A 14,051-nucleotide genomic window follows, 5' to 3' on the forward strand; every position below is an offset into this window, starting at 1 on the left:
TGGAGGATAAAAAACGGCGCCTGATGGCGCCGTTTTGAGAGTGCAGGGACGAGCCCGGAATCGCCTTACTTGCCCGCGATGCTGAGGCCACCGAAGCGGATGAGCGGGGCATAGAAGTCCTTGCCATCGTCATGATGCAGCAGGTCGCCGACCGCTTCCAGCTCGCCGAGCAGGCGGTAGAAGTTGCCCGCCACCGTGATGCCGCGCACCGGTGCCACGCGCTCGCCATCCCGGCACAGGAAGCCGGAGGCGCCGAACGAGAAGTCGCCGCTCACCGCGTCGGCGCCGGAGTGCAGGCCGTCCAGCTTGACCAGCTCCAGGTACTCGCCACCCTGTACCTCACGCTCGCTGTGGGGGCCGAGTCCGAACACCAGGTGGCGCGGGCTCACGTCAAGGGCGCTGCGGGCACTGCGGGCCGCCGCACCGTTGCCGGTCACGCCGAAGTGGCGGGCGGTGGCGCTGTTGTGCAGCAGGGTCTTGAGCTCCCCCTCACCGATGAGCAGCAGATCCGACGTCGGGGCCCCTTCACCGTCGAAGGCCTTGATCTTCATCCCCCCCGGCATATGGACCCGGCTCTCCAGGGTGAGCCAGCGGAACGCCACGCTCTGGCCGAGCTTGTCGCGCCAGGGGTTGATCCCCTGCTGGGCCCACTTGCCCGACAGCACCGCCTGGAAGCAGCCGAACAGGCTGGCCAGACAGTTGGTGCTGAAGATGACGCTGTAGCGACCGCTCGGCACCGCCTCACCCATCAGCAGGCCATCGGCCACGGCATGGATCTGGCGGATGAGGGGCTGGCTCGCCAGCTCGTCGAAACGACGGCCATATTGCCCCTGATAGTGCATGGACTGGCGGCCGTCTCGCTCGATGAGGGCCGAGCTGTGGCAACCGACGCTGAATTCCTGATGCTCGCAGAAGGTGCCCTGGCTGTTGGCGAGCCAGAGGCGGCTCTCCCCCTCGAAGAAGCCGTTGTAGGGGGCGCCGGTCACGTCCGGCAGCGCCAGCATGTCCGATTCGAGGCGCAGGGCCAGGGCAATCTTCTCCTCCACTGGCGTGGTGTCGGGCTGGTTGATCTCGGCGCAGTCTGTGGTGAGGCGGCTGTTGGCGACCGAGATGGCCTGATCCGCATCTACCTTGGCGAAGCGGCTGGCATCGAGCGCATCCTGCACCATGGCGTCCAGCGCCGATGCATCCAGGGACTCCGAGTAGGCGATGCCGACCCGGCCTTCCTTTATCAGGCGAATGCCGATCTGCTGGCTGCTGGTGACCTTGTATTCGCTGAGCTCCCCCTTGTCGGCCTTGAGGGAGAAGGCCTTGTCCTGGTTGGCAATGACGTCCGCCTCGGCACCCAGATCGGCGACCTTGTCCAGCAGACGGGTGAGCAGTTGGTTCATGTCGAGCTGGCTCATCAGGCGTTCCCCCCCACCAGAATGCTGTCAACCTTGAGCGGCGGCTGGCCGACCGAGGCGGGAATGGAGCCGGAGACCGAGCCGCACATGCCGGCGGAGAGGGCCAGATCGCGCCCCACCATGGAGATCTCCTTGAGCACTTGCGGACCGGTGCCGATCAGGGTGGCCGACTTCAGCGGTCTGGTTATTTTACCCCCCTCGATAAGGTAGGCCTCCTGCACGTTGAAGTTGAACTCGCCGGTGCCGGGCTGCACCGAGCCGCCCCCCATCCGCTTGGCATAGATGCCGTGCTCCACGGTTGCCAGCATGTCGTCCAGGCTGTGGTTGCCCGGCTCGATGTAGGTGTTGCGCATGCGCGAGGCCGGGGCGAACTTGTAGGATTCGCGCCGCCCGGAGCCGGTGCGGGCGTAGCCGGTGCGAAGGGCGCCCATTCTGTCCACCAGGAAGCCGGTCAGCACGCCGTCCTTGATGAGCTGGGTGTGCTGGGTCGCCATCCCCTCGTCATCGACGTTGATGGAGCCCCAGGCGTTGCCCTGCAGGCCTTCGTCCACCGCGCTGACCGCGGGGTTGGCGATGAGCTGGCCCATCTTGTCGTGGAACACGGATGCCTTCTTGGCTACCGAGGTGGTCTCGAGCAGGTGGCCGCACGCCTCGTGGAAGATGACGCCGCCAAAACCGCTCTCCATGATGACCGGCAGCTTGCCGCTCGGACAGGGGGCCGCCCCCAGCTTCACCAGTGCCTGGCGGGTAGCGATGAGGGCCAGCTCGCGGGGATCGATGCGTTCGGCGTGTTCCCAGCCCATCATGGCGCCGGGGGCTTCATAGCCCACGCTCTGCTCGCACCCGTCCACGGCGATGGTCTGGGCCATGATGCGGTTGTAGTGGCGGCGATCACTCACCTGCACCCCTTCGCTGTTGAAGATCTCCACCTCCTGCTCCCAGCCCAGCACGTTGCCGGAGAACTGGCTCACCTTGTCGCTCTCGGCGCGGGCCGCGGCGTCCATGGCGTGCAGGTAGGCGATCTTCTGCTCCAGCAGCTTGTCGGCTGACAGGGGCAGGGCGATCGGGTTGCGATCGGTCAACCGGGTGAAATCGAAGGCGGTGGCGGTCACTACGGGGTCACGCCTGTCCTTGGCCGCCAGCAGGGTGACGATGCGCAAGAGCTCGTTGCGATCGGCCAGGTTGGTGTAGCCGTAGAGCACCTTGTGGCCGTAGCACAGGCGCACGCCGATGCCGAAATCGAGGCCACCGCTGATGTTCTCCATCTGGCTGGAGAGCAGGCTGAGCTGGCTGCGGCGCTTGCGCTCCACAAACAGCTCGGCGAAGTCGGCACCCAGCGCCAGCGCGTGATCGAGCACGTCGCGGGCGATGGCGGGGGCCAACAGGGAGAGTGAAGTCATAGAATTTCCTTTTCTGGTCTGTCCGTTTGCTTCCGACACCCGGCTTTAGGTTGTTATAGGGTGTCGAACCCATTGTTGCAGACCAGCAGCAAAAAGTCGCTATAGCGTCAGGCGATGATACCAAACGAGAAAATCGGTGCGGTTTATGCGCCCGTCAGCCGGATTTGAGTCGCGGACAGGGGGAGCGTTCTGTCGGGGATCGAGTCGCTCAAAGCGGGTTCGGCGCAAGGCATCATGTCCTCAGGGCGTGGGACATGGGGAACGAGCGGCGAGGAGCATCGCCGGGCCGTCTCTCGTGAGGCGGCCCGGCAGGGGGTCACAGCAGCTCGTGGATTTCCCCCAGGATCTGGTCGACCCACTGTTCGATACGGGATTCGGTCTGGTCGTACTGGTTGGCGTCGTCGAGGGCCAGGCCGACGAAGTGACGGCCATCGTCGATGAGCGCCTTGGAGGCGTCGAACTCGTACCCCTCGTTGGGCCAGTAGCCCACCAGCTTGACCCCCTTGGGCACCAGCTGGTCGTGCAAGAGGCCTAGGGCATCCTGATACCACTCCCCATAACCCAGCTGATCGCCGAGGCCAAACAGGGCGATGATGCGTCCCTCCAGCTGCAGGTCGGCAATGTCTTCCCAGCGGGACTCCCAATCTTCCTGGAGCTCGCCGAAGTCCCAGGTGGAGATGCCCAGGATCAGGATGTCGTACTCCTGCATGCGGGCGAGGGGCACATCCTTGATGTTGTGGAGATCGACCAGCTCGGGGCCAATGAGGGCGCGGATCTTCTCGGCCGCCATCTCGGTGTAGCAGGTGGTGGAGCCGTAAAACAAACCTATCTTCATCGCTCTTCTCTTGATCGCAGTCGGCAAGGGGCGTGACCGGCACAGCGGCGCCCGGGGGGAGGGCGCCAGTCTAGCAGATTGCGCCGGGCTCTTCACCGCCTGAGGGATGTGCAGCCTTGCCTTGCGGCCCGGGTGGGTCGGCACGTTACAATGGCGATCTGTTTCCCCGAGCGCGGCGCACCATGAGCAAAGCTGAATCCCATCCCCTGATCGAGCCATTCCTCGATGCCCTCTGGCTGGAGCGGGGGCTCTCCGACAACACGGTCAGCTCCTATCGCACCGATCTGGAAAAGTTCTCCCTCTGGCTCGATGAGCAGGGCGGCTCCCTGTTGCTGGCCGGACTAGACGACATCCAGCACTACCTCGCCTGGCGGGTGGACCACCAGTTTGCGGCCAGCAGCACGGCCCGCTTCCTGTCGGCCCTGCGCCGCTTCTACCAGTACCTCAACCGGGAGAAGCTGCGCAGCGACGATCCCACCGTGTTGCTGGAGGGGCCCAAGCTCCCCAAGAAGCTCCCCGCCGACTTGAGCGAGGACGAGGTGGAGGCGCTGCTCACGGCGCCTCTGGTGGATGATCCTCTGGAGCTGCGGGACAAGGCGATGCTCGAGCTGCTCTATGCCACCGGGCTGCGGGTCTCCGAGCTGGTGGGGCTCACTGCCGAGCATGTCAGCCTGCGTCAGGGGCTGGTGCGGGTAGTGGGCAAGGGCAACAAGGAGCGGCTGGTCCCCATGGGGGAGGAGGCGGTGCACTGGCTGGAGCGTTACTACCGGGAGGGGCGCACCCTGCTGCTGGGGGGCACCAGCTCGGACGTGGTGTTTCCTTCCAAGCGGGCCCAGATGATGACGCGCCAGACCTTCTGGCACCGCATCAAGCTCTATGCCCTGCGGGCCGGGATCAGCGGGGAGCTATCTCCCCACACCCTGCGGCACGCCTTCGCCACCCATCTGCTCAACCACGGCGCCGACCTGCGGGTGGTGCAGATGCTGCTGGGCCATGCGGATCTCTCCACCACCCAGATCTACACCCACGTGGCCAACGAGCGCCTCAAGGCACTGCACGGCCAGCACCACCCCCGCGCCTGAGCGGGTTTCATCGACTCCATCAATCAAAAAAAGCCCCGGCGTTGCCGGGGCGTAAAACAATACGGGAAAAATGATTAAGGAGCGGTACTGATAGTGACAGAGGCATCGGCACTGGCCGAGCTATCCTCCTCGTCGACAAATTCAACCACAACCGCATCACCGCTGGTGATACTGCTGGTGAACAGGTTGAACTGATCCGCTGTGAAGTTCGGGGCAAACTCGACACTGAAGGCGCAACTGTAATCTGCATCCGGATCCAGCGACAGAGTGTAGGTTGGAGGCTCATCTAAATCAGCCGGTTCCACGCAGGAGGGCAGGTTGAAGCTGCCGAAAGAACCTCCCTCATTGGCGATGGCAAAGTTGCCAGGGAGGTTAGCCGCGTTTCTGACTGTCATGCCCAGTATCCTGAGGGATTTCAGGTAGATTTTTTCGAGGCTCTTGTTCTTCACATTGAGGAACACGGTTGCCTTGAGGGCGAAACCACCTTCAATGCTGGGCGGGACATCATCGAAGTTGACCGTTGCCAGATCTTCGTTGGATGTCACCTCAGTATTTTGGGGGGTCGTTGCCTTGACCTGGGCGGTATTCACCAGGCGACCTTCATTCACCTCTGTCTCCGGATCTGGGTCAAGGGCATTGCCAGTGACATCCGCCACCAGGGTACAGACGTACGGGGTGCCATAGGCGATCGTTGTGGTGAAGATACACTCATCCGCTCGTTGGGTGCTCGACTTGGTAGCACGGGGACTGGCAAACAGCACATCGTCGATAAAGTCGCTAAGGGTCAGATCCTCCTCGGTAACGGAATTGTTATTGGTAATGGTAAAGCGATACACCACCATGCCACCGGGTTCGTTCACATTGGCTTCTTCGCCAAAGTCTGCGTCCATCACCGTATTGGGGTCTGAGCCGTTTACTGCGGCGACCTCCTTGGACAGCACGATAGAGGGGGTTCCCAGAGTGACGGACTCACTCGCAACGTCACTTGCCGGTCTATCCTCATTGTCCTTGCCACCGACTTCCACCGTATTGGTATAGGTCTGCCCTTGTCCGAGACTGACATTGGCTACGTATCGGCAGGTGAAGGATCCTCCATCCTTGGCGAGCGTCATGCCGTCAGCCAGACTACAGGCCGGTGAGCCCGTGTTATCTTTCAGCAAATCGGCGATGGCGGTATCTGTCAGAGAGGTCAGCAAGACGGCATCGACAGTACTGTTATTGGTAATGGTCACCACATAGGTGACATTCCCTGATGCCTCAATGAACCAGACATCACCAATCTTGTGCAGGCCCGGGCCAGATTCGGCCTCTTTGGTTATCTCGAGGACAGGATTCACGTTGGCCATCTTGACGGTGACCACATTCGTGCAGTTGCCTGCATTATTGTTTGGATCGTCATCGGTGGGATCACATTGATCATTGCCCACTGCCGTGGTGCCATCGACCCTTGTGGCGGTCGCCCGGATGAAGTCCTGATAGAGCTCGGGGCTACCATCGTCCGGCAGATCTTCGTCCTCTATCTTCATCACCAGCTGGCAGGAGAGAGTAGGAGATGCAGTGGTAAGGGTCTGGGGCAGCGCGAGATCATCGCTGTCGCAGGTATTGTCGGTATCACTGCCAAGCAGGGTCAGGTTGCCAATGGTCTGATCGGTGTTGCTGTTCAGATCGAAATTGGCAAGCACAGTGTTATCCGTGCTGGAACGCACAATGTCACGCAGCGACTGGATGATGACATCTGCCGGCACTGCATCCTTGGTAATGGTCAGCCTGTACTTGAAGATGCCTTCCGGTTCGTTCGCCTGATCGGCGCTTAATAGCTCCTTGCTCAGAGTGGGTGGATTGGGATTGACGACGACATTGATATTGAACTTGCCGCAATTGCATTTGGATTTGTTGTTGGGTACCTGGCCTACCACGGGATTGTCATCGACATCGCAGTTGTTACGGCTGATGTTGTCCCAGGCTGCACAGTAGTTGAAATCGGCACGACCATCGCGATCCGCATCTGCGCACAGCATGGTGATGGGTTCGTCATGCAACACATACTGGTCATTGGTCAGCAGGCTCTTCTTGATGTCACCACACTGGTCGCCATCGAGATTGGCAGCCTGTTCTTCACCAGGTTTGGGTATCAACAGGCTACAGTTCTGGGCATTTGCCCCCTGGATGACCTGGGGGCTCAAATCATTGAGCGGCAGATAGAAGGTGGTATCCCAGCGCTCAGCTGCATTTGTCCTGATGGTGACATCGGCATAGAAGGTGAATGTGTCTCCCAGATCACACGCCTCATTGGGGTTGTTGGGGATTACCTGGGTGATCTCGACATCGTTGGCCGTACAGTTGAGAGACTCGCCCAGCGTATTGGACATCCCCTTGCCACCGGCCTTTATATAGGCGTCGGCCATACAGTACTGTTTATTGAGATCGACTCCTGCCGCCTGTACCGGCCCATCCGAGTTTTGCCATATATCTGCGATGGCTGGCTGACATAGCAGCAGTGCAGCGGCACAGGCCGTCCGCAGTGGGCTAAACAGGCGGTTGCGCTTGTTTGGTTTCATGACGCTTTCCTCTTCCTATCCTGTGGTTTCTTGCTCCATTTCGCTCGGCTGCGACTGCGTTAACCGAACGGTGCCCCGGGCCCGGGGCTGATCCGGCAGAGGCGTCTCCCTGTCTCGATGACAGGGGAACAGGCTCTGCCCTCAGGACGGGTATCAAGAGGCAGCCTGCTGTAATCGCAAGGCGCGTACCAGGCATGCAATTAATTGAAAAGTAATGTTTTTTATTTACTTTCCGGCGGACGAGGCCAGGGAAGAGGTGAGAGGTGTAACGGTTATGGGGGGGATAAACGCGATAGGCATTTATGGCATTGATACGTAACAACTTTTAATTGATTAGCGCGTTACGAGGATGAAACAGGGGTTCGTCGGAATGGGGGCTGCCAGCCGTCATGTTCCCGGGTGTGCCTGAAGGAGGACGAGCGGTAAAAGAGGAAGTGGCTGCGGTATTCATGGCTGCAAGCGGGTCAGAATCCGGCTGGCACCATGATTTGGGGCTGGCGGCCTGGGGGCTGGCCTGTGTATCAAGGTTGAGACAGTGGGGGGCTAGCCCGTCAAGGGCACAACTGCGGGACCCCGTGCCGGCAAGGGGGGAAGTGCGTTCACCCATCCTGTAAAAGCAGCCATGAAGGGGGCTCTGGGCTCCCCTTCATGGCAAGGCTGCACACAGGATGGACGCGGTGCCGCGAGCGGGCTTACTGGTCCTGGCGGGACTTGAGCAGATCGCGGATCTCGGTCAGCAGTTCCTGATCCTTGGTGGGGCCGGCGGGGGCGGCGGCTTCCTCTTCCTGTTTCTTCTTGAGGGTGTTGATGGCCTTGAGACCCATGAAGATGGCGAAAGAGATGATGAGGAAGTCGATACAGGTCTGGATGAACTTGCCATAGGCGATGACCACTGCGGGGGCATCCCCTTCGGCCGCCTTCAGGGTGATGGCCAGATCGCTGAAATCCACCCCGCCCAGGATCAGGCCGATGGGAGGCATGATGACATCTCCCACGAAGGAGGAGACGATCTTGCCGAAGGCGGCACCGATGATGATACCGACCGCCATGTCGATCACGTTGCCTCTGGATGCAAAGGCCTTGAACTCTTGAATCAGACTCATTTTTCCCCCTGGAAATGGACGGCGTGTGGCGTGACCACCGCTGGGTTTGAACAATAAAACATCTGTAAAACAGAGGGATGACTATGATGCCTCCCGTCCTCATGTTTAGCTTGCGGGGCTCAAGCCCGATTGGCAACCAATTGAAGGGGAAATTTTTGCCTCTACCGCTATTAATGCTTCGCTCACTGCAGGGCGGCCTCTGTGGCCGGTGGCGCTTGTGAGGGGCAGGATGGGGGCAGCAGGCACCCAGCGTCGTCGATGTCATGAAAAAGGGCCATGGTCTGCACCATGGCCCTGTGGTTCACTCGCGACAGGTGCCTGTCATGCCTAAGGAGTCGGGCAATCCGGGCAGCTTGGGCAGAGCGGGCAGGTAGCGGTTGCCGTGTCTGAAACCGGATCCAGACCGAGGACGGCTGGCGGCTTCCCTGTGGCGGTGACGACATCGCTGAAGGATATCTCGCCGGGGTTTATCGATCCGGCTGCGCTCGGGAAGTAGGATCCAGAATAGGATTCACAGGTGTTCGCCGGGAGAGACGAGATCTGCTTGACCATCGTCGACGAATTCGAGCCATCCTGCACCTCATCCGTGACCACGACGTCATGCAGGCCCACATTCGTGGTGTTGCAGACTTCACCGCTGAAGTCGACTCTCACCACCAATTGGTTCGAGTCCGTGATGACCTTGGTCTCACAGGACTTGGTGACATCTATCCCGGGGGTTTTGACGACGGTGGGGCAGTCTGCCGTCGTGGAATCCGTGATCGTCTGTTGCCCGCCATCGCTGGAGGCGGCCTTGACACTGACACCGTTGGTGGGAGCGTTACCGACGGAATCAAAGCTACCGCTGTAGTTCTCCGAACCGCCTTTCGGTATGGAATCAAATGTCGCGACGACGAAGTCATCGTTGGTGTCGGCCGGGGTACCGTTGTCGTCGGTGACGACGACGTCGAAGATGGCGCCAAAGCCGTCGTTGCTGACAGTACCGTTGAAGTTGTAGGTAAAGCCGGTTTCGGCGGCATTGAGGTCACCGTCTGTACATGTCTTGGTGATCGAGACTTTGCACAGCTCGAAGTTATCCAGCACGAAGTCTTTCAAGGCTGCCGTGAAAGAGCTGGAAGAGCGGGTCTCGGCCATGAAGCTGCTGAAACAGCCGTCACTGCTGCCGACGATCTGGCTGAGATTGATCCCCCCCTCGAAGAAGCTCTCGAAGGGGAAGGTGCCCTGAGTTCCGCTCTTGGGGGTGTAATCGCTCCACAGACCGCTGACGCCATTTGCCAGAGAGTTCGGGGGGACGGGCACGTTACCCGTGTTGGTCAGGGCGCAGGCGAGAGTGGTGCCGCCCTGGCTGGCACAGACGACATCATTGGCTCCCGAGCCTTGCAGCTTCAGCCTCAGGTTGGTAGCGGCGCATTGGCCCGGTTGCGGGTCGTTGTTGGTCGCCTTGCTGCAGGTCGGATCCCAGGTCACCACGGCCAGGTAAGGGACGGCATTGCTCGCCTGCGGGAAGTTGATGAGTACCAGGGTGTCCCCCACGGTGTGCATGCCGCTGAATTTGCCGTTGGGCAGGGCGGTGACCTTCTGCTTGAAGAACCAGAAGCCCATGAAGGCATCCCCAACATTGGAGAGCCTGTCGGCACCAAAGTAGAGCAACAGGTCGCTGTTTTCGTTATAGGCGGCGGCATAGGCGTGGGTCAGATCATCCTTGTCGGGCACCGAGCCATCCTTCCAGCTCCATTTATCGATATCCAGTATGTCTTTGTCGCCTCCCCCGAAGATGGTCTTGGGGGCGGTATCCTGGATGATACCGGTGAACTTGGTGGCTGCCCCGCTGTCGGGAGGGGTAGCCCAGTCATCGCTGTTGAGGGCGGGGTTGTCATCTTGCGGGTTGGCATCCAGCTCGAATGGTGACTCCGCCGTGGCAGCCAGTGCCGGCCCGCAAAGCGCCAGCAGCAAGCCCAGAGCGAGGAGACCATGCTGCCAACAGCGTGGCCAGAGTTGCGTTGCTCGGGTATCCATGTTGCATTCCTTCTGCTTGTTAGTTTTCCATGTCGTCCGGTTATGCGTGGACGGCCGGAGGCGCTGTGGGAATGCAGGCTTTATTCCATCAACTTAACCAATTGAAAATAAATAAAAATAATAGCGTTATTGCCCCTTTGGCTAGGCGGTTGTTAACCCTGTGAGGAGGTGTCTTGCAGAGGGGACGGTCTACGTGCAGGCAGGGCAAGGAGTGGGAACTTTTGGCGCTGTCTCCAGGGTGGAACAGAGAACAGATAAAGCGTATCGGACACGGCCGGAGACATGAGCGAACATTGAATTCAATACATTGTTTTTAAAGGGTTTATCATGTTTTAAATCTTCCTTTGAGAACCGTTTCCTCCCCTGTTCCATTAGTGGCACAAGTCGGCCTTCTATCCAATACTTTGCACAGTGTTTGGCCGCCATGTGGTGGAGGGGGCTGTTGATGGAAATGCGTACGCTGCTGTGTGTCAACACGGACGAAGTGTGGTCGCCCCCATCACAGGTTGCCGCACTGGGCTGGAGTGCCTGCCTGGCGTCATCGCCCCAGGAGGCTTTCAGTCATTATGTCAAGAAGGCTCCCAAAGTGGGGGTAGTGCTGTTGAGCGAAGGTGCGGCCGAGGCCGTGGAAGCGCTCTTTCGCCAGACCTGCGGCACCATGGTCTGGGTTGCACTTGCCCCTCCTCACCTGCTCGCGCTCCCCAGGATGCAGGAGCAGCTTCTGAATTATTGCTTTGACTATCATAGCCTGCCGGTCGAGGACGATCGTCTGCTGGCCATACTGGGGCATGCCTTCGGCATTGCCTGTTTGCGGGGCCGTGTGCCACGCCCCTGCGGGCAGGACAAGGAGGAAGGGGGGCTCATCGGGGAGAGTCCCGTCATGCGACAGCTCATGGGCCGGGTGGAGCGCCTCGCCAAGGCGGATTCGTCGGTCGTGTTGCAAGGGGAGAGCGGCACGGGCAAGGAGCTGGTGGCACGCCTGATCCATCGCCATTCGTCGCGAGCAACTGGCCCCTTCATCGCGATCAATTGCGGCGCCATTCCCGCCACCCTGATCCAGTCAGAGTTGTTTGGTCATGAAAAGGGGGCCTTTACCGATGCCTGGCGCCGCCATATCGGCTGTGTGGAGCGGGCGCACAAGGGGGTGCTCTTCCTCGACGAGATAGGGGAGCTGCCGGTGCAGATGCAAGTCAACCTGCTGAGGTTTTTGCAGGAGCGCACCATCATGAGGGTGGGGGGCACCGAGCCCATCGAGGTGGATATCCGTGTGATCGCGGCGACCAACCGGGTGCTGGACAAGGAGGTGGCGCAGGGGAACTTCCGGTCGGATCTCTTTTACCGCCTCTGCGTGCTGGATCTGGAGCTGCCACCGCTGCGAGAGCGGGGGGAGGACGTCATGCTGCTGGCCCAGTATTTCCTGGGCAAGATGAGGGAGAGCCTGAACCCCAAGGTACACGGCTTCACGGCTGGCGCCATTCACCAGATGATGAGCTACCACTGGCCCGGCAATGTGCGGGAGCTCAAGAACCGGCTTGAGCGGGCGCTGGTCCTGTGTGAGGGATGCCGCATCGATCATCAGGACCTGGGGCTGGCGCTGCCAAAGGCGGAGGGGGGGATCCGTCCCCTGAACCTGGTGAGGGCGGAGGCGGAGTGTGAAGCGGTGCGTCGGGCCCTGGTCCTGTGCGGCAACAACGTGACCGAAGCCGCCCGTCACCTCGGGATCTCCAGGCTGACCCTCTACCGGGTGCTGGAACGCTCCGCTTCCTCCGAAGATCGCCTCGCCTAGACCGTCCTGCAAACTGAACCATCGCCGATCCGCTCAAGGCGTGTATCATACGGCCTGCCCTGGCTCATCGCCTTAATCGCCCCAGAAGACAGGATAGAATCGATGTCCCTGCAAATCCGTCGTCGCCCGCGCGTGGATGATTCCCATCTGCCCGCCACTCTGCACCCGCTGCTTCGCCAGATCTTCGCCAGCCGTGGGGTCGAAGACCCTGCCCTGCTGGAGCGCAGCGCCAATCAGCTGCTGCCACCCCAGCGTCTGTTTGGCATGGCGCAGGCGGTGCCCCTGCTGGCCGACGCCCTGGCGGCGCAAAAGCGCATTCTCATTGTCGGCGACTTCGACTGCGACGGCGCCACCAGCTCGGCCCTGTGCGTGCTGGCCCTGCGCGCCATGGGGGGCCGCTACATCGATTTTCTGGTGCCCAACCGCTTCGAGTTCGGTTACGGCCTCACCCCGGAGATCGTCGAACTGGCGGTGGCCCGCGGCGCCGAGTTTCTCATCACGGTGGACAACGGCATCTCCAGCATCGCCGGGGTGGCGGCGGCCAAGGCGGCCGGTATGCAGGTACTGGTTACCGATCACCATCTGCCAGGCCAGGAAGTGCCTGACGCCGATGCGATAGTGAACCCCAACCAGCATGGCTGCGACTTCCCCTCCAAATCGCTGGCCGGGGTCGGGGTCGCCTTCTACCTGATGGCGGCCCTCAACACCCACCTGCGTCAGAGCGGCTGGTATGAGCGCCAGGGGCTGCGCGCCCCCAACGTGGCGGATTATCTGGACCTGGTGGCGCTTGGCACCGTGGCCGACGTGGTGGCGCTCGATGGCAACAACCGCATCCTGGTGCACCAGGGCCTGCAGCGGATCCGGGCAGGGCGCTGCCGTCCCGGCATCCAGGCGCTGGTGGATGTGTCGGGCCGCGACGGTCGTCGCCTGTGCGCCGCCGATCTGGGCTTTGCGCTGGGGCCGCGCCTCAACGCGGTGGGGCGCCTCGATGACATGTCCCTCGGGGTCGCCTGCCTGCTCTGCGACGACCTCAACCTGGCGCGCCAGCTGGCATCCGAGATGGACAGCCTCAACCAGGAGCGCAAGGAGATCGAGCAGGGGATGCAGCAGGAGGCCTTGGCCACCCTGGAGCAGATCCGTTTTCGTGACGGCGAGGTGCCCTCCGGTATCGTGCTGCACCGGGACGAGTGGCACCAGGGGGTGGTGGGGCTGGTGGCCTCCAAGATCAAGGAGAAGTACTACCGTCCCGTCATCGCGTTTGCCGAGAGCAGCGACACCGAGCTCAAGGGCTCCGGGCGTTCCATTCCGGGGGTGCACCTGCGCGATGCGCTGGAACTGCTCGATACCCGTCACCCCGGCCTGATGGGCAAGTTTGGCGGCCACGCCATGGCGGCGGGGCTGACCCTGCCCAAGGCCAATATCGAGGCTTTCGGCCGGGCCTTCGAGGCGGTCATCGGCGAGCTGGTGACCCCTGAGCTCTTGACCGGGGTGCTGCTCACCGACGGCGAACTGCTGCCGGACGAGCTCACCCTCGAGCTGGCGGAGCTGATCCGCGCCTCCGGTCCCTGGGGTCAGGCCTTCCCCGAGCCATTGTTCGACGGCGAGTTCGTGCTGGTGCAGCAGCGGCTGGTGGGGGAGAAGCACCTCAAGATGATGCTGACCACGGATTCCGGCCACGCGGTGGATGCCATCGCCTTCGGGGTCGACCTCAAGCGCTGGCCCGACGCCTCGGTCAAACGGGTGCGGCTGGTCTATCGGCTCGATGTCAACGAGTGGCGCGGCAACCGCAGCGTGCAGCTGCTGGTGGAGCATCTGGAGGCCGCCGGCCTCTGACTCGGCGAACATCGACAATGGCCACCCCGGGG

General features: G+C 61.4%; 9 protein-coding genes. 3 read left to right on the forward strand and 6 right to left on the reverse strand.

Annotated elements, in window-relative coordinates:
• Window positions 1-65: 65 nt before the first annotated feature.
• The 3 genes from I6L45_RS11510 to fldB all read right to left on the reverse strand — a co-directional run bounded on the left by I6L45_RS11510 (window position 66) and on the right by fldB (window position 3,641).
• A complete protein-coding gene (locus tag I6L45_RS11510; RefSeq protein ID WP_216982128.1) occupies window positions 66-1,406 on the reverse strand; it encodes a TldD/PmbA family protein in 1,341 nt (446 codons plus the stop codon).
• Window positions 1,406-2,806 carry a TldD/PmbA family protein gene (locus tag I6L45_RS11515; RefSeq protein ID WP_216982129.1) on the reverse strand — a complete coding sequence of 467 codons (1,401 nt, stop codon included), beginning with the start codon at window positions 2,804-2,806 and terminating at the stop codon, window positions 1,406-1,408. Before I6L45_RS11515 ends, I6L45_RS11510 begins: the two co-directional genes overlap by 1 nt.
• A 316-nt stretch (window positions 2,807-3,122) precedes the next feature.
• Window positions 3,123-3,641, reverse strand: coding sequence for a flavodoxin FldB (gene fldB, locus I6L45_RS11520; RefSeq protein WP_134695363.1), 519 nt, complete (start codon window positions 3,639-3,641; stop codon window positions 3,123-3,125).
• Window positions 3,642-3,823: 182 nt separating this feature from the next.
• Here fldB and xerD point away from each other — a divergent pair, with 182 nt between their 5' ends.
• On the forward strand, window positions 3,824-4,723 hold the full coding sequence (gene xerD / locus I6L45_RS11525) for a site-specific tyrosine recombinase XerD (RefSeq protein ID WP_216982130.1): 900 nt from the start codon (window positions 3,824-3,826) through the stop codon (window positions 4,721-4,723).
• A gap of 74 nt (window positions 4,724-4,797) precedes the next feature.
• On the opposite strand, the gene I6L45_RS11530 is transcribed toward xerD, so the two are convergent.
• The 3 genes from I6L45_RS11530 to I6L45_RS11540 all read right to left on the reverse strand — a co-directional run bounded on the left by I6L45_RS11530 (window position 4,798) and on the right by I6L45_RS11540 (window position 10,400).
• The gene (locus I6L45_RS11530; protein ID WP_216982131.1) at window positions 4,798-7,281 is read right to left on the reverse strand and encodes a hypothetical protein; all 2,484 of its coding nucleotides are present in this window, start codon (window positions 7,279-7,281) and stop codon (window positions 4,798-4,800) included.
• 692 nt (window positions 7,282-7,973) lie between these two features.
• Complete coding sequence (gene mscL, locus I6L45_RS11535) at window positions 7,974-8,384, reverse strand: large-conductance mechanosensitive channel protein MscL (protein WP_043762205.1); 411 nt, start codon at window positions 8,382-8,384, stop codon at window positions 7,974-7,976.
• 327 nt (window positions 8,385-8,711) lie between these two features.
• The gene (locus I6L45_RS11540) at window positions 8,712-10,400 is read right to left on the reverse strand and encodes a hypothetical protein (RefSeq protein WP_216982132.1); all 1,689 of its coding nucleotides are present in this window, start codon (window positions 10,398-10,400) and stop codon (window positions 8,712-8,714) included.
• Between the two features lie 445 nt (window positions 10,401-10,845).
• On the opposite strand from I6L45_RS11540, the gene I6L45_RS11545 reads away from it, so the two are divergent.
• Both I6L45_RS11545 and recJ read left to right on the forward strand, forming a co-directional pair.
• Window positions 10,846-12,186, forward strand: a complete 1,341-nt coding sequence (locus I6L45_RS11545; RefSeq protein ID WP_254204318.1) for a sigma-54 dependent transcriptional regulator — start codon at window positions 10,846-10,848, stop codon at window positions 12,184-12,186.
• Between the two features lie 102 nt (window positions 12,187-12,288).
• Complete coding sequence (recJ, locus tag I6L45_RS11550; protein WP_216982133.1) at window positions 12,289-14,019, forward strand: single-stranded-DNA-specific exonuclease RecJ; 1,731 nt, start codon at window positions 12,289-12,291, stop codon at window positions 14,017-14,019.
• Window positions 14,020-14,051: the final 32 nt, after the last annotated feature.

It is taken from the genome of Aeromonas sp. FDAARGOS 1415 (assembly GCF_019048365.1).
Lineage (GTDB): Bacteria > Pseudomonadota > Gammaproteobacteria > Enterobacterales > Aeromonadaceae > Aeromonas > Aeromonas taiwanensis.